Below are 24,078 nucleotides of genomic sequence, written 5' to 3' on the forward strand. Positions count from 1 at the left end.
TCGTGTCCACGGACGAGTCCGAGTTCCAACCCTGCAGCCGCGTCCTCGTCCTCTACAAGGGGCGGCTCATCGGCGAACTGGCCGCGCCCTGGACCGAGCACCAGCTCGCCGCCGCCGTGCAGGGCGAACTCGTCCCGCCGTCCGGGGATCCCGCGTCCTCATTCTCACAGGAGTCCTGATGTCCCGTTCCGCCCTCACCAAGAACGTCGCGGTGACCCGGCCGGCCCCGCCGGTCGGTCGTGTCCGCAGCATCCTGCGCGATCTCGCGCTCATCCCCGTCATCGTGCTCGTCTTCATCTTCGGCGCCATCTTCGTGCCAAACTTCGCGACCGCGAACAACATCATCTCCAACATCCTCAGCGTCTCCGCGGTCCTCGGGGTGGCCGTCGTGGCGCAGAGCATCGTGCTGATCGGGGGGTACTTCGACCTGTCTGCCCAGTCGACGATCGGTCTGGCGCCGATGTTCATGGTGTGGTTGTACACCACGGACGGCGGCGTGGGGATCGTGACGAACCCGTGGCTCGCCATTCTCAGCGCGCTGATCCTCGGCGCGGTGGTCGGCCTTGTCAACGGCCTCCTCGTGGGCCGCCTCGGGATGAACGCGTTCATAGTCACTCTGGCGATGCTGATCCTGCTGCAGGGCTTCACGCTCGGAATCTCCGGAGGACAGACATTCACCGATCTGCCGGGCCCGGTGGCCGAGCTCGGGTTCGCGAAGGTCCTCGGGATTCCCGTCGACGTGATCATCCTCGTGCTGGTCGTGGCGCTGGCCGCCGTCTTCATGAAGTTCGCGCCCACCGGCCGTCGCATCTACGCCATGGGCGGCAACAAGGAGGCCGCGCGGGCGGCCGGCATCGACACGCTGCGGCTGACGATCGGGCTGTTCGTGTTCAGCGGCGTGGCGGCGGCCTTCGCGGGCCTCATGCTCTCGGCCCGCATCGCGGCCGTGACGTCCAGCCAGGGCAACAACATCATCTTCACGGTGTTCGCCGCGGCCGTCATCGGAGGCATCAGCCTCGACGGCGGCAAGGGGACGATCATCGGCGCTGCGACGGGCGTGTTGCTGCTGGGCATGATCCAGAACATTCTCGTCCTGTCGGCGGTGCCGTCGTTCTGGATCGACGCGACGTACGGTGCGATCATCCTGGGTGCGCTGTTGATCGGCAGCACGCAGGTGCGCGGACTCTTCGCCGGGCTGCCCCGCAGATCCCGCTCCCGCACGACCTAGCCCACGACACGAAAGAACTGCCGGTGCCGATCCGTCAGGATCGGCACCGGCAGTTCTGTTGCGGGCAGATGTCAGGCGACGAGCGACTCTTCGAGTGCGGCGTCGGCCGCCTTGAGGACCTCGGCGGCCACCGCGATGCCCTCCAGGCGGCCGAGCTCGACGTCCTCGTGCTCGATGTTGACCATCATCTCCGGGTCCACCTCGTGGAGCGCGCGCAGGAACTCGGTCCAGTACGCCACGTCGTGGCCCTTGCCGAGCGCGACGAAGTCCCACGATGACTGCTTCGGCCACTCGTTGGCCCACTCGTCCCCGCCGAGGTTGGTCCGGGCCTCGTCCGGCGACAGCCGGCGGAAGCTGTTGTCCAGCACGCCGTTGAGGGCAGCCACCTCCGGGTTGACGCGGACATCCTTCGCCGCCGCGTGGAAGACGAGTGGGCCCAGGTGGCGGATCACGGTCACCGGATCCATCTGCTGCCAGAACAGGTGCGACGCGTCGAGCTCTACACCCACGTTCGTCGCGCCGGTGAGCTCGATGAGCTTATGCACGTCCGCCGAGTTGAACACGATGTTCTGAGGGTGCAGCTCGAGGGCGACCTTCACGTCGTGGTCACGAGCCAGGCGGTCGGTCTCGCGCCAGAAGTCTGCCGCGATGCCCCACTGGTAGTCGAGCACGTCGAGCGCGGCCGAGTTCCATGCGTTGACGACCCAGTTGGTGCGTGTCGCGCCGGGCTCGCCGCCGGGCAATCCGGACATGGTCACGACGCGGTGCTGGCCGAGGCGCTCAGCCAGGCGGATCGCGCGGCGGACGTCCTCCGCGTGCTTGTCGCCGATGACGGGGTTCGGGTGCAGCGGGTTGCCGTTGCAGTTGAGCCCTGCGATGCCCACCCCGGTACCCTCGAACAGGCCGAGGAAATCGTCGCGGGCGGTGTCGCTGACGAGGATGTCGTCGAAGGTGGGGACGTGCACAGCCGGCAGGAACCCGCCGGTGTTGATCTCCAACCCCGTGAGCCCCAGGTCAGCGACGACCTTGATGGCCTCGGGGAGCGGGCGGTCGTGGAGGATCGCGTTGTAGAGTCCGAGTCGCATTTCCTGTGTTCCTTACTTGTCGAGGCGGACTGTCGCACCGCTGAGTCGCTCGGACTCGGCGACGGCTGCCAGGAGTTCCATGTTGTGGACGCCTTCGCCGAAGTCGGCGTTGCGGGGGAGGGAGACGGATTCGTCGAGCCCGGCGACTTCTTCGAGGAAGGCGCGAGCCTGGAAGAGGAAGCCCTCGTTCTGGCCGAAGCCAACCCCCGAGACATCGATCGGCATCCCGCCGGCGATGTACGGGTGGGGGCTGCCGAGCAGCACGCGCCGGTAGCCGCGCTCCGCGGCCGAGTCCTCGGCGAGGTACAGCTCGATCTCCGAAGGCCGCGACTGGTCGAACTTCGCTCCGCCCAGCTCGCCGAAGACCTCGATCTGCAGATCGTTGGGGTGGCCGGCCGCGACGCGCGAGACCTCGATCGTGCCGGCGGCGCCGCCGGCGAACCGCAGCGAGAACGCGGCGTAGTCGTCGTTCTCGACCGTGTCGTACTCGTCGGAGACGGCGCTGTGGCCGTGTCCGCTGACCGCGCCCAGCGGCTTGGGCCGCTGCGAGATCGCGGTGCTGAAGCGGCCGCCGCCGACCTCGACGGCGTCGCCGGCGAGGAACTCCGCGAGATAGCTCGCGTGGCTGCCGACGTCGGCGAGTGCCCCGGAACCCGATGCCCCCTTGAATCGCCAGCTGATGGCGGTGCCGGGGTCGGCCGCGTAGTCCGTCCAGTAGCGGATGCTGACGTGCAGCACCTTTCCGAGACGGCCGGAGTCGACGAGTTCGCGGATGTAGGCGATCCCGGGAGCGCGGCGGAAGGTGAGCCCGATACGGGCGATGGTAGACGCGCGCTCGGCGGCCGCCGCCATCGCGCGGGCGTCCTCGAGGGTGTCCGAGAGCGGCTTCTCGCACAGGACGTGCTTGCCGGCATCCAGGAGGCCTTCCACGATCTCGCGGTGCAGGTGGTTCGCGACGACGACGCTCACAACGTCGATATCGTCTGCTGCGGCGATCGCCTGCCACGACGTGTCGGAGCGCGTGTAGCCGAACCGTGCCGCGGCAGCTTCGCCGGCCGGCGCATATGCGTCCGCGATGGACACGAGGCGCACCTCGGGAAGGATGCTTTCGTAAAGGGACGGCGCGTTGCGATAGGCGGCGGCGTGGGCTTTGCCGGCCATGCCGGCGCCGATCACGGCCACGCCGATGCTTGACTGGGACAACAATCCTCCTGGGAAAGGAACGTCCGACGCGTCTCACAGCGTCGGTGCGGTGAGAGCGCGGTGGAGCGCTCCAACGAGAACGATAGATCGTGTAAGTATGTCCTGTCAATCGCTTCGCAAGAGGAAGTTGCCTTCGATGAGCAAGCGCCCGACGATCTACGACGTCGCGACTGCGGCCGGCGTGTCCAAGTCGCTCGTCTCGCTCGTGCTGCAGGGCTCCGACCGAGTGGGGGCGGAGTCGCGCGCCGCGATCGAGCAGGCCATCGCCGACCTCGGCTATCGACCGAGCCGCGCAGCAGCCGAGCTCGCCGCAGGCCGCACGCGACTGGTCGGAGTGCTCGTCGACGACTATGCCAACCCCTGGTTCGTCGAGCTGCTGCGTGGGCTGAACCATGTTCTCGGCCCCGATGGTTTCCGTGTCACGGTCGTCGACAGCGCCTCCGGGTCGATGCTCGAGGATCCGGTCGAGGCGCTTCTGTCGATGCGTGCCGACGGGATCGTCGTCGCCCGGGACCTCACCCCGGTCCTCGTCGGCGCTGCGGCTCCGCCCATCGTGGTCGCCGGCACCCGTGCGAACATCCCTCCCGGCGTGGATGCGGTGGCCAACGATGATCGTTCGGGTGCGCGACTGGCGGCCGAGCACGTGCTGTCGCTCGGCCATCGACGCATCGCCGTGCTGTCGGCCGGTGGCGGGGCAGCGGTCGCCCGCGCGGAGGGCTTCGTCGCCGCGGCGCGTGCGGCCGGCGCTGCGGTGACAGTGACCGACTATGGCGGCCCGGCGACGGAGGATGCCGGCTTCGACGGAGCGCTGCGCGTGCTCGAATCCGACCGGAAGACCACGGCGCTGTTCGCAGCCAACGACCTGATGGGTATCGGGGCGCTCGGCGCCGCGCGCCGACTCGCGCTCGACGTGCCCGCACAGCTGTCGATCATCGGATACGACAACACGTACCTCGCGCAGACCCGCCTCATCGATCTCACTACGATCGACGGCAACAGCTTCGCGGTGGGTCGCGAAGCCGGCCGCAGGCTCGCCGCCCGAATCGCCGGCACCGCGCTCGTGGGAGCGCGGGTGATGCTGGAGCCCACCCTCATTCGGCGCGGGACGACCGCTCTCGCACCGAGTGCGGTCGTCCCGCGCGACTAGACGGTGACGGCGCGGTGCTCCTGGGCGCTGATGCGCGCCGCGTCGAGCACGGCGAGCACCGCGACGCCCTGCCGAGCGGGCACCGGTCCCTCGCCGCCGTTCTCGATCGCGTCGGCGAATCCCTCGTAGAGCGCGGTGTAGTCACCCTGGAGCGACGGGACGCGCCGGATCCCGGCATCCGTCGCCAGTGTCCCCCAGCGGTCCTCTGACTCGTAACCCCACGCGGCGCGGTCAGCGGCAGGCCTTGCGCCTGACAGGACCGCTTCGAACTGCACGTCGGAGTAGTCCGACACGTAGGACCCGCGCTCGCCGTGGAGGCGGAGTTCGCGGGAGACCAGACGGTTGATCTTGCTCGAGGAGATGTGGGAATGCGCCCCGCTCTCGTGCTCGACGGTGATCACGTATCCGGTGTCGGTTATGCCTTCAGGCAGCTCACGCCAGTCCATCTGGGCGGAGACGAGGATGGCGGGGCCGAGCAGGGAGAGCGCCTGATCGACGACGTGACTGCCGAGATCGCGGAGCAGGCCGCCCTCGGGGCCGGCTTCGAGCGTCGCCACATCGTCCTGATCGCAGCGCAGGTCGAGACGGGTGATGGTGCCGAGCTCGCCCGACGCAATGACGCCGCGAGCCGTGACGATGTCGGTGTCGAATCGGCGATTGTGGAACACGTTGAGCACGACGCCCGCTTCGGCGGCCGCGTCCACGAGATCTTGAGCGGCGGCTGCAGACGGCGCGAAGGGTTTGTCGGCGAGCACATGGACGCCGCGCGCCACCGCCTCAAGGACGAGCTCGCGCCGGGTGTGCGGCGGAGTCGAGATGACCACCGCGTCGACGCCCGCGTCTATGAGCTCGGTGAGAGAAGCGTGGATCGCGACATCAGGGTGATCGGCGCGCGCTGCTTCGATGCGTTCGGGTGCCCGGGCGACGATTCCCACGAGTTCGATGCGCTCGGACGCTGCGAGGTAGGGGGAGTGGAAAAGGCGGCCTCCGACGCCATATCCGATGAGACCCAGTCGAACGGTCATGGCCCTCCTCTGGGCGGTCATCCGGTGATGTTCGCATGTAAAGACAACAGCCTCACCATATCGGTTGGGTGAGGGCGGTGTGTACCATCCAGGCATGATGAGCATTACATCCGAACATCCGGACATCAATCGACGTGTCGCGACACTGCTGTCGGAAGAGGCGGAGCTGGACTTCGCCCGCTTCAGCGTGGACGACGCTTGGTCGGTGGGCAGTCGCCTGCGCCAGACGGCAGTCGACGACGGGCACGCGGTGACGATCTCCATCATCCTCGGCACACAGCGGGTCTTCCATGCCGCGACGTCGGGAGTAGCCGCCGTCAACGACGCGTGGCTCGAGCGCAAGCTCCGGGTGGTGGAACACTACGCCGCGTCCACGCTCCGGGTGCGCTACGAGTTTCTTGAGCGTGGCGAGGACTTCGCGCGGGATTCGCTCTTGGACCGGCGTACCCACGTCGCCGCGGGCGGGGCATTTCCGCTGCGCGTGCAAGGCACGTTGGTCGGCGGAATCGGCGTCAGCGGACTGGAGATGCACAAGGACCACGACCTCGTCGTCGAGGCGCTGCGCGCCCACGCCGCGAACACGTGATCCTGGCGGGTGGCCCTGCGGTGGGCGACCGACTGGAGCAGGGGATTGCTCGCATGACTCCGGCGGGTTCGGCGGCGCGTGGTTGTAAGAACATATTGACATGAAGGAAACGTCCACCTAAACTCGAAGCCGTCACGTCGCTCTCGGCGGGCCGGTGCCAGCGACGAAGCTCCACAATGAACTCGAAGAACGAGACGGAGCCCCCGTCTCGCGCTGACCGCCGGTCTCTACATCGGCACCGATCTCCTGCCCGCCCAGGCGTACGGGTGCCGACCCCGCCGTGAGCTCCGCGACCGACGCACGCCAGCCTTCACAGCGGCACGAACGCCGCTTCCACGAACGGAAGATTAAAGGACGAAGATGACCGACAGCATTCCGGTCGACGCTGACATCGTGGTGAACAAGGGCGCAGGTCTGCGCATCGGCACCGCACCCGATTCGTGGGGAGTGTGGTTCCCCAACGATCCGAAGCAGGTCCCGTGGCAGCGGTTCCTCGACGAGGCGGCCACCGCCGGTTACTCGTGGATCGAACTCGGCCCGTACGGCTACCTGCCCACAGACCCGCATCAGCTGGAGGACGAGCTCGGCTCACGCGGTCTGAAGCTCTCGGCCGGCACGGTCTTCACCGGCTTTCACAAAGGTGACGACCAGTGGCAACGCGCGTGGGACCAGGCTCTCGCGGTCGCGGGTCTCGCCTCGAAGCTGGGAGCCGAACACCTTGTCGTGATCCCGGATCTGTGGCGCAGCGACGCCACCAGTGAGGTGCTCGAGTCTCGCACACTGACCGACGAGCAGTGGACGAAGCTCGCGGCCGGGCATGATCGCCTCGGCGAGGCGCTCCTCGAGGAATTCGGCGTCAAACAGCAGTTTCACTCGCACGCGGACAGCCACGTCGGCACCACGCGCGAGGTGCTTCGCTTCCTCGACGAGACCGACCCCCGCTACACCAATCTCTGCCTCGATACCGGCCACTTCGCGTACTACGGCGGTGACAACGTGAAGCTCGTGGAGGACCGTCCGGAGCGGATCGGCTACCTGCACCTCAAGCAGGTAGACACGTCTCTGCTCTTCGACGTGCTGAAGAACGACGTGCCGTTCGCGGATGCCGTCAGCCAGGGCATCATGATCGAGCCGCCCGGCGGCGTGCCCGATCTGGCCCCCATCATCGAGGCGGTCGCTGCTATCGACCACGACATCTTCGCGATCGTGGAGCAGGACATGTACGGCTGCGCCGTCGACGCACCGTTGCCCATCGCCCAGCGCACGCGTGAGCACATCTTCAGCTGCACGCACTTCGCGCGCATTCACTGAACCCTCGCCTCACAACACGTCCACTGGAGACACAGAACATGAGCAACGACCTTCGCGTCGGTGTTGTCGGCGCCGGCCTCATGGGCGCCGACCACATCACCCGCATCACGAACCGCATCGCGGGAGCCGTCGTCTCCGCGATCGTCGAGCCCGACGCGGGCCGTGCCGCGGCGGCGGCCGAAGACGCCCCGGGCGCCCAGACCTTTGGGCGGATCGAGGCCGCGATCGAGGCGGGCGTCGTGGACGCCGTGCTGATCGCGACCCCCGGCCGGTTCCACGAGCCGGTGCTCGTGCCCGCACTTGAAGCGAAGCTCCCCATCCTCTGCGAGAAGCCGCTCACGCCGGACTCGGCGTCGTCGTGGGAGATCCTCGAGCTCGAGCAGCAGCTCGACCGCCCCCACATCCAGGTGGGATTCATGCGCCGCTTCGACGCGGAGTACCAGCAGCTGCGCGAGTTGGTCGCCTCGAAGGACGCCGGCGAGCTGATGCTGCTGCGCTGCGCGCACCGCAACCCTTCGGTGCCCGACACGTACACGCAGGAGATGCTCATCAACGACTCCGTCGTGCATGAGTTCGACGTCGTGCCGTGGTTGGCGGGTTCGCCGGTCGCTTCGGTCGAGGTGAAGTTCCCGCGCCGCAACTCGCTGTCGCCGGCGCAGCTGCAGGAGCCGATCCTCGTGCTCATGAAGCTTGAGAACGGCGTGCTCGTCGACGTCGAGATGAACGTAAGCGTGCAGTTCGGGTACCAGGTCGCCACCGAGGCCGTGTTCGAGAGTGGCCTCGCCCGTATCGGCCAGCCGTCGGGCCTGCAGACCTGGGGCGACGGTCGGTTCTCGATCGCGGACCACACCAGCTTCGTCACGCGATTCGCCCGCGCCTACGATGAGCAGATCCAGCGCTGGGTGAACGCAGTCCGCTCGGGCGCCCTCGTCGACGGCCCCAACTCGTGGGACGGCTATCGTGTCGCGCTGGCGTGCGAGGCCGGCGTCAAGGCGCTGAACCAGGGCGGCGTCGTCCCGGTCGAAGCCCCCGCGCGCCCCGACTTCTACGCCTGACCCTTCGCCACGTCCCAGGAGACACTATGGTCCGCATCGCGCTCGACCCCACCCCGTACCACCACGACTTCTCGCTGTTCCAGTTCCCCGAGGTCGCCGCTCGCCTCGGTTACGAGCATCTCCAGCTGACGCCGCACCTCGACTTCTCGCCGTTTTTCCGGTATCCGAAGGCCGACGATGAGGTCGTTGCGCGCTTCAAGAAAGCCGCCGCCGATGCCGGGGTCGGCATCCCGGCGATCCTGCCGGTGCAGCGGATCTCGTCGCCCGACGAGCCTCAGCGGGTTGCCGCCGTCCGCAACTTCCGGCGCGTCATCGAGCTCGCGGTAGAGCTCGAGATCCCCATGATCAACACGGAGTTCTCGGGCCGTCCCGAGCTTTCCGAGGATTCCGAGGACGCGCTCTACCGTTCGATGGCGGAGCTGCTGCCGATCATCGAGGCGGAGGGGCTGCGCATCAACATCGACCCGCACCCCGATGACTTCGTCGAGGACGGGCTCGAAGCCTGGCGCGTGCTGCGCGGCCTCAACTCGAAGGCAGTCGGATTCGTCTACGTCGCGTCGCACACGTTCCACTACGGCGACCGCGCCACAACGCTCATCCCCGAGCTCGGCGACCGACTCGGGGCGGTCTACACCGCCGACACCTTCGACCACCACCGGTCTCACGGGCTGCGCTACATCTCGAACCCGCCGGGCAACGCGGCACGCGTGCACCAGCACCTCAGGATCGGCGATGGCGACGTGGACTGGGCCGAGCTGTTCACCACGCTACGCGAGACGGGCTACCTCGACCGTCCCGACGCGCTCATCGTCTCGAACGTCTTCGCCGAGGACGAGGTCGCCGACGAGGTGTCGCGCTTCCAGCTGCAGAAGCTGCGCGAGCTCATCGGCTGAGCGCCCTGGCGCCGCCACGACCGTGATCGGCGCGGGCAACGAAGAGAAGCACGAATGGTCGCGTGGGCACGCTATCCATACGAGGGCACCGTCGTCCTGGTGACCGGTCGATGGCGCTCGATCTTGGCCGCGACGGGGTGCGCGTCAACGCGATCGCACCGGCCTTCACCGCCACGCGGCAGACGCAGGAGCGCCTCGAGACCCGGCGTTCCGCGCTGCGCTCCTCGACCGCATCGCCCTCGACCGACCGGCCGACCCGAACGACATCGCTCGCGCGGCGCTGTTCCTCGCGAGTCCGGATGCCGGCTACATCACCGGTGTCGTGCTGCCCGTCGACGGCGGCACGACAGCGTCCAGCGGCACGCCTCGCCCACTCTCCTGATCCTCACGGTTCGTCGTGGTGTGCCCCGCTAGGAGAGAAGCTCGGACATGTCGATCTGGCCGACCGTGAGGCTGCGCCGGTAGGTGAAGCGCACGCGGCTGGCCACCCACGCTGTGCGGGCGAGCTCGACGAGCTCGCCCGTCTCGCGGAGGCGGCTCGCCGTCACGATCTCGAGGAGCGGCACGTCGTGGTACGCGCCGAGCTGCTGCGCCTGCCGTGCGTGCGCGAAGATCACGCTCACGCTGCTGGACGCCGTCACGATGGCGCCGCGCGGCATCTCCGAGGCCACTGATCCCATGCCCGCCGAAACCCACGACTCCGTGATGGCGATCGCGATGCCGTTCACCTCCTGCAGGTGCAGGCCGAAGCTCATTCCGATGGGACGGTCGTTCTCGACCAGCCGGCGCAGGTCCTCGGGCACGGTGGTGTGCCGCTCGTACTCCAGCAGTCGCGACCGCGCGACATTGCCGCTCGCGAGCAGCTGCTCGCGCCACGGACGCAGCAGGTCGACCTCGCAGCGGATGAGGTCCTCGCGGGAGTTCACGAACGTGCCCGAGCCGCGGCGGCTGTGGACGTAGCCGTCGGATCCGAGAGCCTCGATGGCGCGGCGCACCGTGACTCGGCTGACTCCGTAACGAGCGACCAGCTCAGCCTCGGAGGGGATGCGGGCGCCGGGCTCGAACTCGCCGATGTCGATGCGGTGACGAATGTCGCGATGCACCTGTCCCCACGCGGTCAGCGGTGAGTCGTGTTCCACGGCGAACGGCTGCATGGCTCCATTGTCCCTTCTTCATGCGCCCACGCCTCCACCGCCTGCCGGTCGATGACGACCCGCACCTGTAGCTCGGACCAGACAAGTTGAGAGGTGACCTGTCTCGGTTGGAAGTGAGGTCGAACCCGTTTGCTCGGCACCCCTCACCGATGCATCGGAATGACATTACATTTGCCGTCGACGCATCAGAGCAAGGGAGCGTGGTACGCGTGGACAACACACGGTCGTCGCAGGCAGCGCAGCCGCGGATCGCCATCGTCGGGAGCGGCCCGTCCGGCTGTTACATGGCGCAGTTCCTGCGCAGGACGTGGGCCGACTCGGATATCGCGATCTACGACCGGCTCGACACCCCGTTCGGTCTCATCCGCTACGGCGTCGCGCCCGACCACCTCGGCACCAAGGGCATCGCGAAGCAGTTCGACAGGCTCTTCGAGCAGGACGGCGTCCGCTTCCTGGGAGGCGTCGAGGTCGGGACCGACATCTCGATCGAAGCGCTCCGGGCGGAGTACGACGCCGTGGTCCTCGCAACGGGGCTCTGGGCCGATCGCACCATCGATGGCTTCCACGACGCGAACGGGGCCGCCACCCGGGGCCGCGTCTACGGCTCAGGCGAAGTCACCCGCATGATCAACGCGCACCCGGGCCGTCGCTCCGACGTCATCCGGATCGGCCGGCGTACCGTCATCGTCGGCAACGGCAACGTTGCGGCGGATCTCGTCCGCCTCTTCCTCAGCAGCCCCGAGCGGCTGCGCGAGGTCGGCGTGCCCGACGACGCGATCAAGGCCGTCGGCACGGTCGAGCGGATCGATGTCGTCGGCCGTTCCGGGGCGGACCAGGCGAAGTTCGACGTCGCGATGGTCCGCGAGCTGGGTCGCCTCGCCGATGTACGCTTCACCACCGACGCCGATCGCTCGACCGCCGCCGACTCGCCGCCGGCCGCTGCGGTCCTCGAGATCGTCGACGCCTCACCGGCTGAGGCACGCCGCGAGGTGCACTTCAGCTTCGGCTGGACACCCGATCACCTTGAAGGGGACGCCGACGTCGAGCTCGCGGTCTTCCGCGACTCCGCAGGCACGGGGAAGCTCCTCGCGATCGAGGCCGACTCCGTGTGCACCGCCGTCGGTTTCCGTGAGATCCCGACCGACGTGCTCCTGCGCAGCACGCTCGAGTCCGACACGACCGACATCGACGCGGGTGTGCTCGGCGAGAACCTGTACTGCGTCGGATGGGTCCGTCGCGGCCCTGTCGGGACGATCCCCGCCAATCGTGCGGATGCGCGCGCGGTCGCCGCTCGCATCATCGCCGACCTCGACCCCGAGGCCGCCGCCGGGGCATCGCCGGTCGAGGAGGAGGATGCCGCCGGCCCGGGCGAGATCGTGGTGCTCTACGGCACCGAGTCGGGAAACGCCGAGACCATCGCCGACGTCCTCGTCGAGGAGTTCTCAGACGACCTGAAGATCCGTGCGATCGACATGACCGACGCGACCGCGGCGGACCTCCGGCCCGGGAACCTGACGTTGGTCATCTGCTCGACGCACGGCGAGGGCGCGATGCCCTCGAGCGCCAAGCCCTTCGCCGCACTCCTCGACGCGGAGCAGCCCGACCTCACTGACATCCGCTACGCGATGTTCGGTCTCGGCGACAGCTCGTACGAGTTCTACAGCCGCGGGAGTGAGCACATCGACGCGCGCCTGGCCGCGCTGGGCGCCACGCGGGTGGCCGACTACGGGCGCCACGACGCCGTCGACGGCACACTTCCCAACGACCGCGTGCTCGAGTGGGCGCGAGTGGTGGTCGCCGACGAGGTCCTGGCATCGGACGTCGTGGGCAGGGCGGCTGCGCAGGCGACGACGGATGCCAGCGCCAACGCCCTGCACGAGCCCTCGGTCACGGCCTCCGATGTCGACACCACGAGGATCGCGGGGATCACCACCGCGGTCCAGGCCGACAGCAGTCTGGTCCCGAGGGACCTGACCCTGCACTACGACCCATTCTCGTACGCCGACTACGACTACCCTTACGACCTCTTCAAGCGTCTGCGCGACGAAGCCCCGGTGTACTACAACGAGGAGCGCGGCGTCTACTTCGTCTCCCGCTACGCGGACGTCCGTGCGTGCCTCGCCGACACCAAGCGCTTCTCCAGCGCCCGCGGTAACGACATCGACGGTACGCATGATTCCTTCGGCGAGGGCTTCCTCGTCACGATGGACGCGCCGCGGCACACCGCGCTGCGCGCCGCGATCCGCCGCACGTTCTCCGTGCGCGAGATCCTCGCCAAGGAGGACGGCATGCGCGAGTACATCCGCCACCTCCTCGCTGCATTCTGGGACAAGGGTGGCGGGGACTTCACCGCTGAGGTCGGCTTCCCGATCGGCGTCGGGATGGCGGTGATGCTGCTCGGCCGCCCGATGAGCGACGTGCCCGATTTCGTCGATCACATCGAGCGCGAGCTCGTGCGCGTCGTGGGCGCGCCGGGTGTTCCCGACGACGCGGTCGACGCGGTCGTCGAGACGGAGGCGATGATTGCCGACCGTTTCGCGGCCCGCAAAGCCGAGATCGAGGCGGGCGTCAACACCTCCGCGAGCGATGCGATGACCCAGATCACGCTCGCCGTGCACGCCGGCAAGGTCAGCTCGACCGAGCAGGTCGGTCTCGCCCACCTCGTGCTGGCCGCCGCCAGCGACGCGCCGGCGTCGTTCATGGGCCAGATCATCATGATCCTCGACCGATTCCCGACGCTGCAGCCGTTTCTGCGCGAGAACCCCGCGCTCATCCCGGCATTCATCGAAGAGTGCTTGCGGTATGACACCCCCGGCCAAAACGTGTCACGCCAGACGACGGAGGATGTCGAGGTCGCCGGCACGGTGATCCCGGCGAACTCCCGCGTTACGTTCCTGCAGGGATCGGCCAACCGCGACGAACGGGTCTACGACAACCCCGACGTGTTCGACCTCGCGCGGGAGATCACCCCGGCCAACCGGATCATGTCTTTCGGCGAGGGACCGCACGCCTGCATGGGGGCACCGTTCCTCCGCCTCTGTGCGCGGGTGCTCGTGGAGGAGCTCGTGCAGGGGCAGCCCGTGCGCATCGTTGGGCTGCCCGAGCGGTTCTCGAAGCAGCTCATCCGCGGTTTCGCGAAGCTCCCGGTGAGGTTCGCCGCATGAGCGCCGAAGTCGCAGCTGAGCTGGAGTGGGGCGTGCGCTCCAGCTTCCTGAGCTACGTCGAAGGCCTGGCCGACGGGCGGGTCGAGACCCTCGACGGTGCGGTCCGCGACGACCGGGTGTTCCGGTTCTCCGGCGTCCGTGCGGATGAGGTCGTCTACCGCTTCAGCGGAGCTGTACGTTTCTCCGGATATTCCGGGGTGCTCGATGTCACGCTGCGAGACCTCGAGGTGAGGCGGAACGGCGGGCTCGGAGTCCTTTCCGCCGACGTCGCGGGCTGGCGCCTCACGCTCGCCGAGCTGTCGGATTTCGAGCCCACCGACGGCGACGCGCTGCGTGCCAGCACGATCGCCCTGACCGACGACGGCGCCGCCACCCTCGGCGGGGTCTATCCCGCGGGAACCCCTGCGGCGCCCTTGACCATCCGACTTGCGCACTGAGCGCACACCAGAGAAAGGCACATCATGCAATACCGCGACTTCGGACGCACCGGATGGAAGGTCAGCGAGATCTCGTTCGGCGCCTGGCAGCTGGGCGGCCAATGGGGCGCCGTCGATGACGAGGCCTCGGTGGATGCCCTGCTCACCGCCTATGAGCACGGCATCAACTTCGTCGACACCGCGGAGTTCTACGGCTTCGGGCACAGCGAAGAGGTCATCGGCGAGTCGCTGCGCCGCTGGGACGGCGACAAGATCTACGTCGCGACAAAGACCCGCCCGATCCAGTGGCCCGACCCGAACCATGACGAGCCGCAGATGCGCGGCCGCTACCCCGCGTGGTACCTGCGCGAGAACGTCGAGGCGTCGCTCAAGCGCCTTGGCGTCGAGCGCCTCGACCTGCTCCAGCTGCACTGCTGGCTGCGCTCGGGCATCAACGAGCTGGACTGGATGGAAACCCTGAACGAGCTGCGCGTCGAGGGCAAGATCGACAAGATCGGCGTCTCGATCCGCGATTACCGCCCCGACGAGGGCGTGGAGCTCGCCGAGCTCGGCCTGGTGGACTCGATCCAGGTGATCTTCAACCTGTTCGAGCAGCGCCCGGTCGAGAAGCTCTTCCCCGCCGTAGCGAAGACCGACACCGCGATCATCGACCGCGTCGCCTTCGACTCGGGGTCGCTCTCGGGCCTGTGGACGAAGGACACCTACGACAGCTGGGAGGAGGGCTCGCAGCAGAAGGAGATGTTCCGCGACGAGCGCTTCCAGGAGACGCTGGACCGCGTCGAGGCGCTCAAGAAAGTCATCGCGCCGTTCTACCCGACGCTGGCCGAGGCCGCGATCAAGTACGTGCTGGCCTCGCGCGAGGTGTCGACGGTGATCGCCGGCATGAGCAGCGATCGCAACATCACTCGCAACGTGGGCTACTCCAACGGCGAGCCGTTTCCCGAGGAGCTGCGCGCGCAGCTCGCGGAGCACGGCTGGATCAGGAACTACTACAAGTGAGCGTCGTCGATCAGGTGCGTGCCGAACTCCTCAGTCCCGAGGAACTTGACGCACGTCTCGCCGAGGCATCCGTTGTCTACATTCCGCTCGGCACGCTGGAGTTCCACGGCCCGCATCTTCCGGTCGGCCTGGATGCGCTCACCGCCCACACCGTCTGCATCGCGGCCGCCGAGCGTGGCGGAGGCATCGTCCTCCCGCCGGTGTACCAAGGCTTCGGTGGCGGACACGGGGAATACCCGTGGACGATCATGATGGCCGACGGCGCAGGCATCGCGACGCACCTGCGCGCCAGCCTCGGCAGGCTCCGGGACTTCGGAGTCGCCACCGCGGTGGTATTCAGCGGGCACTTCGCACCCGAGCAGCTCGACCTGATCGACGCGCTCCAGTCGGACTGGAACCGCTCCGAGGACGGCATCCGCGTCGTGGCGACGGCGGTCAACCGATGCCCCACGGCGCCGCTGCCCCCCGACCATGCGGGGGAGTTCGAGACGACGTTGCTTGCGGGCAGCGCTCCGGAGCTGATCCATCTGGACAGGCTGCCCGACGTGGAAGCGCAACCCGCCAATGATCCGAACGACGACCCGTACGGCCTGCACCGACATGAACGGACCCACCCGCTGTGGGGCGTCTTCGGACCCGATCCGCGAGCGGCCGACCTGGGCGCGGGACCGGCCTTGCTTGCGCATTTCGGCGAGTGGTTGGCCGGCGAGGCGGGAGTGGCGCTCCCCGAGGCGTGAGGTGCGGGCGGATCGGGGTCGGCCGCGGGCCGAGGTCTGCGCTCGGCCCGCGGACCGAGTTCTGTGAATTCGTGTGGCCGCGAAGCCTCGGATTGCCACAGCCGATGATAGATTGACCGGACATTGGGTCAAAGGAGTCTCTATGGACGTCGGTCTGTACATGGTCGCGTTACACGATCGCCCTCTCGAGCGAGCGCTCGATGACATGGTGCGGTGGGGGATCACTCGTGCTGAGGTCGCCGCCGGCGGCTTCGTCCCGACGCCGCATTGCCCGAGGGGCGAGCTTCTCGCGGATGCCGGCCGCCGAGCGGCATGGCTCGAGGAGTTCGGGGCACGCGGAATCTTCCTGTCGGCCCTGAACGTGAATGGCAACCCGCTCCATCCTGACCGCGCCGTGGCCGACGCGCACTCGAGAGACATCGAAGAAGCGATCGAGCTGGCGCCGCTGGTGGGCGTCGATCGCATCATCGTCATGCCCGGCGCACCGGGCTCTGGACCGGGCGCGGTTCGGACCGGGTGGTACGTCGCGCCTTGGGAGACCGGCCTTCTCGATGCCAGGGACTACCAGTGGGACGTCGCTGTCGCGTTCTGGAGGCGGATGGCCGAGCGTGCCGCGGAGCGAGGTGTCCGCATCTGTGTCGAGGCTCACCCGCATACCGTCGTCTACAACGTCGACACCATGCTCCGGCTGCTCGAGCGCGTCGGCTCGGCCGCCCTCGGCGTGAATCTGGACCCCAGCCACTTCTTCTGGCAGGGAATCGACCCCCTTCGCGCGATCGGGCGGCTGCGTGGCCGCATCTGGGCCGCGGCGGCAAAGGACACACTGATCGACCCCGAGGCAGTCGCCCTGCACGGCGTGCTCGACGATCGATTCTCTCGCGCGGCCGTCGACCCGTATCCACTCGGCGGCGGGTACACCGTCACCCTGCCTCCCGAGGACGCACCCTGGCGCTTCGCGGCCGTGGGGCGCGGACACGACGCGAGCTGGTGGCGAAGCTTCCTCGGCGCGCTGGCGGACGCGGGGTACGGCGACGCCATCTCCATCGAGCACGAGGACGTCCAGATGAAGGTCGATGAGGCCATTCCCTACGCGGTGCGCACGCTGCACGCCGCGGGCGCAGGCGCGGATCGAGTTGACCGTGCGCCATCCGATATCAATATGTACTGACAGGAGAATCGCAGCTGCTGGGGATGCGGATCGGCGTGCCCGAGCAGCCGATCCCCGTTCTGTACCGGTAGCCGTTGCTTCAAAGGCCCGGCCGCAGAGCGCAGAATGCCCTGCCGACGCCCGCGCGAGGCGGGCGTCGGCAGGGAACGACGGGCTTCAGGCGCCGAGCCGCTCGCGACGCGGGACGGTGCGGATGGCCTGGGTGCGGAAGTCGTCCTCGAGCTTCTCGAGCGAGCGTCCCTTCGTCTCCGGGATGGCGCGCCACACGAAGAAGAGCGACACGGCGTTGATGGCCGCGAAAACCAGGAAGGTCCAGGTCGACCCGATCCCTTCGACGATCTGAGGGAACACGAACGAGATGAACGCGTTGACAGTCCACAGCACGAAAACGGCGAGGCCCATGGCGAGGCCGCGGATGGCCAGAGGGAAGATCTCGCTCAGCATGAGCCAGACGCCCGTGCCGATGAAGGCCTGGACGAAGGCGACGAACAGCATCATTCCTGCGAGGATGAGGTAGCTCGTGGCGTCGGACTGTGGAAGTGTGAACAGGAACGCCAGCAGCAGCTGAGAGCCGACGACGCCACCGAATCCGATCATCAGCATGACGCGGCGAGGGACGAACCCGAGCAGCCAGATGCCGACGATCGTCATGACCACGCTCGTCACGCCGACGCCGATGGTGGCGATCAGGGCAGCCTGGTCGCCGAGGCCCGACTGGGTGAGGATGCTGGGAGCGTAGTAGTTCACCGTGTTGATGCCGGTCGCCTGCTGGATCGAGGCCAGGCCGAAGCCGATGTACAGGAGCCGGCGCATCCATCGGTTGTCGCGAAGCGCGTGCCAGGCATGCCTGCGACTGTCGCCCTCCGCCTTGGCGGTCGCCACAATGTCGGCGACCTCCACCTCGACCTGCTCCCGTGAGCGGCTGAGGGTGAGTACCTGGCGTGCGTCTTCGACGCGGCCCCTGGCACCGAACCAACGCGGCGACTCCGGAAGCAGGAACATTCCGACGAGCAGCACGACGGCGGGAATCGCGGCGACTCCGAGCATGATGCGCCAGACGTGCGTGTCCTCGATGGTCACCGCCAGGAGTGCGTTGATCGCGAACGCAAGCATCTGGCCCGTAACGATCATGAGCTCGTTGATCGTCACCATACGACCGCGTTTCTCGGCCGGCGCCATCTCGGCGAGGTACAGCGGGCACGCGACCGCGGCGGCGCCGACGCCGAAGCCCAGCAGGATGCGGGCAGCCACCATGAGCTCGACGTTGGGGGCCAGGGCGCAGCTGAGAGCACCGACAAGGAAGATCACGGCGCATACGAGGAGGCTGTTCTTTCGGCCGAGCCAGTCGGCGATGCGGCCTCCCAGCAACGCGCCGAAAGCGGCGCCTGGGAACAGCAGGGAGCTGACAACCCACGCCTCCTGTGTGGTGGTCATCGCGAGGTCATCGCGCATGTAGAGAAGGGCACCGGAGATCACTCCGGTGTCGTAGCCGAAGAGGAGCCCTCCGAGCGTGGAGATCACGGTCAATCTGACCAAAAAGCCCTTGCGGGCGGTCCCGCCAAGAGAGGCGGTGGAGGAACTGCTGGTATGCGACACAGGGACGCTCCTTTGCGTGAGTTGATCCTAGGTCGGCGAAAACTGGATGACAATTGTTAGAACATACTGTCATGGCCGCCTGACCATTGCAAGTCGAGAAGCCTGTTGGTAATCCGATGCATCTATGTAAAGATGTCCGAACAAAGTAAGCAATTGGGAGACACTATGCCGCTCGTTCGCATCGACCTCAGCGAGGCTCGCACCAACTCGGCGGAGATCGCCAATGCCATCCACAACGCGATCGTCGCGATCTACGGAATTCCCGATCGGGACCGTTTCCAGGTGATCAACTCCTGTCCTGGGACCGTGATCGTCGCCGAGGACGCGGGTCTCGGCTTCGACCGCACCGACCCCGTCATCGTCCAGATCTTCACGCAGCGGGGCCGAACCGACGAGACCAAGCAGGCGCTCTACGCGGAGATCGCCACCCGCCTGGCCGAGGTCGGCGTGGGGGGAGAGGACGTCTTCATCGGCTACGTCGAGAACGGTCCACAGGACTGGTCGTTCGGCTTCGGCCGCGCACAGTACATGACGGGCGAGCTCGCCGTCCCGGCCGTCAAGTCGGTCGCGGCGAGCGCGTAAGGGGGCACGACATGATTATCGTGCCGGATGCCCCGGCCCGCCCGTTCGCGCAGGCCGCAGAGCAATACCCGACCGTGCTGTGGAACGACTCGGCCGACCCCGATGAGCTGCGCCGCTCGATCGCGCTCGGTGCGGTGGGCGCCACGTGCAACCCGGTGATCGCGCTCACCGCGATCCGCAACCACCCTGACGTATGGACACCGCGCCTGCGCGGCATCGCCGACGAGCACCCGACCTGGGGAGAGTCCGAGATCGGATGGCAGGCAGTGAGGGAGCTGTCGATCGAGGCCGCGCGTCTGCTCGAGCCCGCTTTCCTCGCGAGCGGCGGCCGTGACGGCCGACTCTCCATTCAGACCGACCCCCGCTTGCACCGAAACGTCGACGCGCTCGTCGCTCAGGCCGTTGAGTTCTCGCAGCTCTCGGAGAACATGATCGTGAAGATCCCCGCGACCGCCGAAGGCATCGCGGCCATGGAGGAGGCCGCATTCCGCGGTGTGAGCATCAACGCGACACTGAGCTTCACGGTGTCGCAGGCCGTAGCCGTCGGTGAGGCGCTCGAACGCGCTCTGAACCGCCGCAGGGATGCCGGTCTCCCGGAGAAGGAGTTCGGGCATGTGGTCACGATCATGGGCGGCCGCCTCGACGACTGGCTCAAGATGTGGACCTCGAAGAATCGCATCCTCACGACCCCCGGCGCATTGGACTGGGCCGGTGTCGCGGCGCTGAAGAAAGCGCACGCCGTATTCGTAGAGCGGGGCTATCGCAGTCGCATCCTGTCGGCGGCGTTCCGGAATCATCTGCAGTGGTCTGAGCTCGTCGGCGGCGATCTGGTCGTATCACCGCCGTTCGACTGGCAGCACCGGATCGACGCAAATGACATCCCCGCCGAGGACCGCATCGGTCAGCCCGTCGCCCCCCTGATCCTCGATGAGCTCGTCTCGCTCAGCGAGTTTCGTCGCGCATACTTCGCTGACGGCATGCGCCCCGACGAGTTCGCCGACTTCGGAGCCGCGAGGAACACGCTGCGCCAGTTCCTCGACGCTGACGCACAGCTCGACGCCCTGGTCCGCGACATCCTCGTCCCCGCCGCCTGACAGTTGGTCCGGGGCGCCGACATGCGGATGTCGGTCCCTCTCGCCTCGATAGCCTGAGGCGATCCGCCGACCCCGCACTGAGAGGAACCCGAGCCATGGCAGGCTGGCGCATCCGCGATTATCACGCAGACGACGTGGACGGGATCCTTCGACTGTGGGAGCAGGTAACGGCAGAGGGGTCCGAACCGGTCTACAGTCTGTCCGAGGTGCTCGCTTCCTGCGCGAAGGATCACGCCGTGGTTGCGGTCCTAGGAGAGCAGATCGTCGGCGCCGCAATCGGCCGGGCGGCGCACGCCCAGGGCTGGGTCGTGTTCCTCGCTACCGCTTCCCACGTTCGAGGCATCGGCATCGGATCTTCCCTCCTCGCCGCGCTCGAGGCACGAATGGCCCCACAAGGCATTTCGAAGCTGTCCGCGCTCATGCCGGCCGCTGAGACCCGGATGGGAGCGTTCCTGCACCAGGGGTTCGAGCTGAAGCAGGATCTCCACTATTTCGAACGGCACATCCCCGTGCAGCGCGAGGAGCTCAAGCGTCTCGCCCAGCTCGGCGGCCGGGTGATGCCGCGCGGACTGTGGGAGGCGGTCGGCGGGATGAACGCCGAGAAGGAGCTTCTCGAGCGGCGCGTCGTACTGCCTCTCGCGCAATCAGAGCTCGCAGAGCGGTTCGGCGTCGTTCCGCCGCGAGCCATCGTGCTCTTCGGTCCGCCCGGAACCGGCAAGACCACGTTCGCCAAAGCGATCGCGTCTCGACTCGAGTGGTCGTTCGTCGAAGTGTTCCCCTCCCGTCTCGCGTCGCATCCAGGCGGTCTCGCGGGCGCGCTCCGGGCGACGTTTGCGACGATCGCTGAGCTCGAGCACGCCGTCGTCTTCATCGACGAGGTGGAAGAGATCGCCTCGCACAGGCAGGGAGAGCCGCCGTCGCCGACCCAGGGCGTCACGAACGAGCTGCTCAAGATCATCCCGGCCTTCCGAGAGCAGCCGGGTCGGCTGCTGATCTGCGCCACCAATTTCATCAGAGCACTGGATGCCGCGTTCCTTCGCCACGGCCGCTTCGACTACGTCATCCCGATCGGCCTGCCCGACCAGCAGGCGCGCGACGCGATCTGGCGTCGGTATGTCCCGGAGGCCGCTGTGGGCGTGGACGTGACGGAGCTGGTCGCGATGACCGAGGGTTTCACGCCGGCCGACATCGAATTCGCCGCGCGCAAGGCCTCGCAGTCCGCCCTCGAGAATGCGGTCGATTCCGGCGCCGGTGAGCCCGAGGGGCCGTTCATGCACGACTACACGGACGCGATCGCCGCCACGCGTGCCACGGTGTCGGCTCAGGTCGCGGCCGACTTCCTCGACGACATCGAGACGGTCGGACGACTCTAGGAGCGGCGAGGAGCTTCAGACCATCCCCTCGTACACCGGATCCTCGAAGACCATCCCCTTAGTACACCGGGCCGTCGTGCCGCAGGTATCAAGGCGTCAATCGCCGCTCACGAACCGGGAGTGGCAGCGTGACCGACGACTTCACCTTTCCGCTCGATGAGGCGGCCGGCGAGTCAAGTGAGGACGAGGTACCGAGCACTTTTCGGCCCATCGGACGAGTTCTTCCGCCGCTTCCTCCGAAATCGCTACCGCCGCATCAACGGTGAAGCCGGCAACGGCGAGGGGGCTGTGGCGCGGGGTGGTGGCGCAAACGAAGAGGCACCTCGCGACGCCGAAGAATGACAGCCCCGCCTGATCGACGACCACGATCTGCTCGATTGTCTGCCGAAGACGCGTGCGCACCTCCGCTGCCTTCCGGTGGAGAGATCGACGGAGGTATCGCCGAAACTGTAGATCCCGAACTCCATGCCCGTCCCTCCTCCGATTCGGTGGATCAGTCGATGGAGATGACGATCTTGCCTAGAGTGCCGCTCGCGAAATCCGCGAAGGCGTCACTGAAATCATCGAGCGAATAGACCCGTTGGACGCTCACGACGCTGTCACCGGTCAGCTGGTTCGCCGCAAGTCGCTCCAGCGTGTGGGGTGTGGGGTTCGCCATCACCGGGAGGACCGTCAGCGTCTCCGTCGGCAGCTGGTCCGGCGACCCGATCAGGGTCGAGAGGAATCGACCTCCATCCGCGGCCGCTGGGAGCAGTGCTCCCGCATCGCCGGCGAGGTGGATCACGACATCGACGCCAGTGGGGTGGGCCTCGCGCACCTGCGCGGCGACGTCTTCGGTGTAGTCGACGATCTCGGCCGCGCCCAGTGCGGTGACGTGCTCATGCTCGTCAGCCGTATGAGCGGTCGCGATCACGCGGGCTCCCGCGTTCGCCGCGAGTTGCACGACATAGCTGCCCACCCCGCCGGTCGCACCGGCCACCAAGACGAGCTCACCGCTCTTGATGGCGGCGGAGTCGATCGTGTCGACAGCCGCCGTGCCGGCAAGCCCCAGGCCGGCAGCGGCCGTGAAGTCGAGCCCGTCGGGGATCCTGGCGAGCCCGATGGCAGAAGGTACCGTCACATACTCGCCGAACGAACCGTCGCCGAGGAAGGACTTGGTCACCACGCCGAACACTCGATCACCGACGGCGTACCCGCCGACGTCGGCGCCGACGGCTTCGACCGTTCCCGCGAAGTCTTTGCCCAGGACGACCGGGAACCGGTGCTCCATCATCCCGTTCAAATAACCGTTGGCCACGGCGAGATCGAAGCCGTTGACGGATGCCGCGCGCACGCGGACCAGGACCTCACCGGCGGCAGGGGTGGGGATCTCGACATCCTGCACCTCGGGTGCGGATCCGAATTCGCTCAGGGCTGCAGCGCGCATGTTCTTTGCTCCATCTTTCGGAAAGCGACGTTGTGGAGACGTACCTCCACTTACACCCTACTGGCTTAATGGAGGGCAACCTCCATATCGACGCTAGAATGACGCATGGTCTCCTCCCCGTCGAGCACCACGCTGCGGGCGGATGCCGAGCGCAACCGCCTAGCCGTCATCTGTGCCGCAGCGGCCGTATTCTCCGAACGAGGCTTGGATGCTCCGCTCGAGGAGGTCGCCCGTGAGGCGCGCGTGGGCATCGCGACCTTGTATCGCCGCTTCCCAACCCGGGCTTCGCTCGTGGAGGCGGTGTTCGACGAGAAGATGGCGGCCTACGCGCACCAGGCCCGGCTCGCAGCAGACCGCTCGCTGACCGAACCGTGGGATGCCCTCGCGAGCTATGTCACATACATCCTGACCCAGCAGGCCCGGGATCCGGCGTTCGCTGAGGTCCTGATCGCCCCGGACTCCGGGTCGCCCGTGTTCGCCACCCTGCAACGGCGCGCGTTCGTCTCCACCGTCCTTCTGGCCGAACGCGTCCGAGAGGCGGGAGTCGTGCGTGCAGACTTCGACCACTCGGACTTGTTCGTCATGACGCTGGCCAACAGGGGCATCGTGCAATCCGCAGGCGCCGGACGCGCGGAGGCCTCCAGGCGGTTCTGTGCGCTCATCCTCGACGGCTTTCGCGCTTCACGCAGCTGACAGCGTTCAATAAGCGGATGGCTTCCACCAATTGACGACCTGCCTCGCACGACCGCGCCGAACTCCACGACGTCGCCAAGTAGTCGACGGATGTGATCGAACCGTTCTGACGACCGACATCC

At 67.5% G+C, this 24,078-nt stretch carries 21 protein-coding genes and 1 pseudogene; 16 read left to right on the forward strand and 6 right to left on the reverse strand.

What is annotated here, in order from left to right:
* The first annotated feature begins 178 nt into the window (after positions 1 to 178).
* A complete protein-coding gene (locus WYM_RS20100; RefSeq protein WP_019181084.1) occupies positions 179 to 1,228 on the forward strand; it encodes an ABC transporter permease in 1,050 nt (349 codons plus the stop codon).
* A 71-nt stretch (positions 1,229 to 1,299) separates the two neighbouring features.
* Here the strand turns inward: WYM_RS20100 and WYM_RS11995 are convergent, their stop codons facing one another.
* Together WYM_RS11995 and WYM_RS12000 are read right to left on the reverse strand one after the other, a co-directional pair.
* The gene (locus WYM_RS11995; protein WP_019181085.1) at positions 1,300 to 2,313 is read right to left on the reverse strand and encodes a sugar phosphate isomerase/epimerase family protein; all 1,014 of its coding nucleotides are present in this window, start codon (positions 2,311 to 2,313) and stop codon (positions 1,300 to 1,302) included.
* A gap of 12 nt (positions 2,314 to 2,325) precedes the next feature.
* Positions 2,326 to 3,516: a Gfo/Idh/MocA family protein gene (locus tag WYM_RS12000; protein ID WP_272943144.1), complete on the reverse strand. Its 1,191-nt coding sequence runs from the start codon at positions 3,514 to 3,516 to the stop codon at positions 2,326 to 2,328.
* A gap of 136 nt (positions 3,517 to 3,652) precedes the next feature.
* Here WYM_RS12000 and WYM_RS12005 point away from each other — a divergent pair, with 136 nt between their 5' ends.
* Positions 3,653 to 4,663, forward strand: a complete 1,011-nt coding sequence (locus WYM_RS12005) for a LacI family DNA-binding transcriptional regulator (protein WP_019181087.1) — start codon at positions 3,653 to 3,655, stop codon at positions 4,661 to 4,663.
* Here the strand turns inward: WYM_RS12005 and WYM_RS12010 are convergent.
* A complete protein-coding gene (locus WYM_RS12010) occupies positions 4,660 to 5,688 on the reverse strand; it encodes a Gfo/Idh/MocA family protein (protein ID WP_019181088.1) in 1,029 nt (342 codons plus the stop codon). The two genes, WYM_RS12005 and WYM_RS12010, sit on opposite strands and share 4 nt — an antisense overlap.
* A gap of 94 nt (positions 5,689 to 5,782) precedes the next feature.
* On the opposite strand from WYM_RS12010, the gene WYM_RS12015 reads away from it, so the two are divergent.
* The 5 genes and pseudogenes from WYM_RS12015 to WYM_RS21970 form a co-directional block, all read left to right on the forward strand.
* Positions 5,783 to 6,274, forward strand: a complete 492-nt coding sequence (locus WYM_RS12015; protein WP_083866220.1) for a heme-degrading domain-containing protein — start codon at positions 5,783 to 5,785, stop codon at positions 6,272 to 6,274.
* 360 nt (positions 6,275 to 6,634) lie between these two features.
* Entirely contained in the window at positions 6,635 to 7,585 is a 951-nt protein-coding gene (locus WYM_RS12020; protein ID WP_019181090.1) for a sugar phosphate isomerase/epimerase family protein, read from the forward strand.
* 38 nt (positions 7,586 to 7,623) lie between these two features.
* The gene (locus tag WYM_RS12025; RefSeq protein WP_019181091.1) at positions 7,624 to 8,640 is read left to right on the forward strand and encodes a Gfo/Idh/MocA family protein; all 1,017 of its coding nucleotides are present in this window, start codon (positions 7,624 to 7,626) and stop codon (positions 8,638 to 8,640) included.
* Positions 8,641 to 8,666: 26 nt separating this feature from the next.
* Positions 8,667 to 9,533: a sugar phosphate isomerase/epimerase family protein gene (locus WYM_RS12030; protein ID WP_019181092.1), complete on the forward strand. Its 867-nt coding sequence runs from the start codon at positions 8,667 to 8,669 to the stop codon at positions 9,531 to 9,533.
* A gap of 184 nt (positions 9,534 to 9,717) precedes the next feature.
* A pseudogene (locus WYM_RS21970) lies at positions 9,718 to 9,915 on the forward strand (SDR family oxidoreductase); the annotation flags it as partial.
* A 28-nt stretch (positions 9,916 to 9,943) separates the two neighbouring features.
* Here WYM_RS21970 and WYM_RS21125 read toward each other — a convergent pair.
* On the reverse strand, positions 9,944 to 10,687 hold the full coding sequence (locus WYM_RS21125) for a GntR family transcriptional regulator (RefSeq protein ID WP_019181093.1): 744 nt from the start codon (positions 10,685 to 10,687) through the stop codon (positions 9,944 to 9,946).
* 209 nt (positions 10,688 to 10,896) lie between these two features.
* Between WYM_RS21125 and WYM_RS21130 the strand changes: the two genes are divergently transcribed.
* The 5 genes from WYM_RS21130 to WYM_RS20115 all read left to right on the forward strand — a co-directional run bounded on the left by WYM_RS21130 (position 10,897) and on the right by WYM_RS20115 (position 17,192).
* Positions 10,897 to 13,851, forward strand: a complete 2,955-nt coding sequence (locus WYM_RS21130; RefSeq protein WP_192813747.1) for a cytochrome P450 — start codon at positions 10,897 to 10,899, stop codon at positions 13,849 to 13,851.
* A complete protein-coding gene (locus tag WYM_RS12045; RefSeq protein ID WP_019181095.1) occupies positions 13,848 to 14,288 on the forward strand; it encodes an HtaA domain-containing protein in 441 nt (146 codons plus the stop codon). The genes WYM_RS21130 and WYM_RS12045 overlap by 4 nt, the downstream gene beginning before the upstream one ends.
* 24 nt (positions 14,289 to 14,312) lie before the next feature.
* Complete coding sequence (locus WYM_RS12050) at positions 14,313 to 15,287, forward strand: aldo/keto reductase (protein WP_019181096.1); 975 nt, start codon at positions 14,313 to 14,315, stop codon at positions 15,285 to 15,287.
* A complete protein-coding gene (locus tag WYM_RS12055) occupies positions 15,284 to 16,024 on the forward strand; it encodes a creatininase family protein (RefSeq protein ID WP_019181097.1) in 741 nt (246 codons plus the stop codon). The genes WYM_RS12050 and WYM_RS12055 overlap by 4 nt, the downstream gene beginning before the upstream one ends.
* A 142-nt stretch (positions 16,025 to 16,166) precedes the next feature.
* Entirely contained in the window at positions 16,167 to 17,192 is a 1,026-nt protein-coding gene (locus WYM_RS20115) for a sugar phosphate isomerase/epimerase family protein (protein WP_019181098.1), read from the forward strand.
* Positions 17,193 to 17,348: 156 nt separating this feature from the next.
* Here WYM_RS20115 and WYM_RS12065 read toward each other — a convergent pair whose 3' ends face one another.
* Positions 17,349 to 18,788: a sugar porter family MFS transporter gene (locus WYM_RS12065; RefSeq protein WP_026059771.1), complete on the reverse strand. Its 1,440-nt coding sequence runs from the start codon at positions 18,786 to 18,788 to the stop codon at positions 17,349 to 17,351.
* A gap of 165 nt (positions 18,789 to 18,953) precedes the next feature.
* Between WYM_RS12065 and WYM_RS12070 the strand changes: the two genes are divergently transcribed.
* The 3 genes from WYM_RS12070 to WYM_RS12080 all read left to right on the forward strand — a co-directional run bounded on the left by WYM_RS12070 (position 18,954) and on the right by WYM_RS12080 (position 21,837).
* Positions 18,954 to 19,370, forward strand: coding sequence for a tautomerase family protein (locus WYM_RS12070; protein WP_019181100.1), 417 nt, complete (start codon positions 18,954 to 18,956; stop codon positions 19,368 to 19,370).
* Positions 19,371 to 19,381: 11 nt separating this feature from the next.
* The gene (locus tag WYM_RS12075; protein WP_019181101.1) at positions 19,382 to 20,464 is read left to right on the forward strand and encodes a transaldolase family protein; all 1,083 of its coding nucleotides are present in this window, start codon (positions 19,382 to 19,384) and stop codon (positions 20,462 to 20,464) included.
* Between the two features lie 95 nt (positions 20,465 to 20,559).
* The gene (locus tag WYM_RS12080; RefSeq protein WP_019181102.1) at positions 20,560 to 21,837 is read left to right on the forward strand and encodes an ATP-binding protein; all 1,278 of its coding nucleotides are present in this window, start codon (positions 20,560 to 20,562) and stop codon (positions 21,835 to 21,837) included.
* 493 nt (positions 21,838 to 22,330) lie between these two features.
* On the opposite strand, the gene WYM_RS12085 is transcribed toward WYM_RS12080, so the two are convergent.
* Positions 22,331 to 23,263, reverse strand: coding sequence for an NADP-dependent oxidoreductase (locus tag WYM_RS12085; RefSeq protein WP_019181103.1), 933 nt, complete (start codon positions 23,261 to 23,263; stop codon positions 22,331 to 22,333).
* Between the two features lie 105 nt (positions 23,264 to 23,368).
* On the opposite strand from WYM_RS12085, the gene WYM_RS20120 reads away from it, so the two are divergent.
* Positions 23,369 to 23,956 carry a TetR/AcrR family transcriptional regulator gene (locus WYM_RS20120; RefSeq protein ID WP_019181104.1) on the forward strand — a complete coding sequence of 196 codons (588 nt, stop codon included), beginning with the start codon at positions 23,369 to 23,371 and terminating at the stop codon, positions 23,954 to 23,956.
* Positions 23,957 to 24,078 lie beyond the last annotated feature (122 nt).

This window comes from Microbacterium yannicii PS01, from assembly GCF_000304335.1.
In the GTDB taxonomy this organism is placed as follows: Bacteria; Actinomycetota; Actinomycetes; order Actinomycetales; family Microbacteriaceae; genus Microbacterium; species Microbacterium yannicii_A.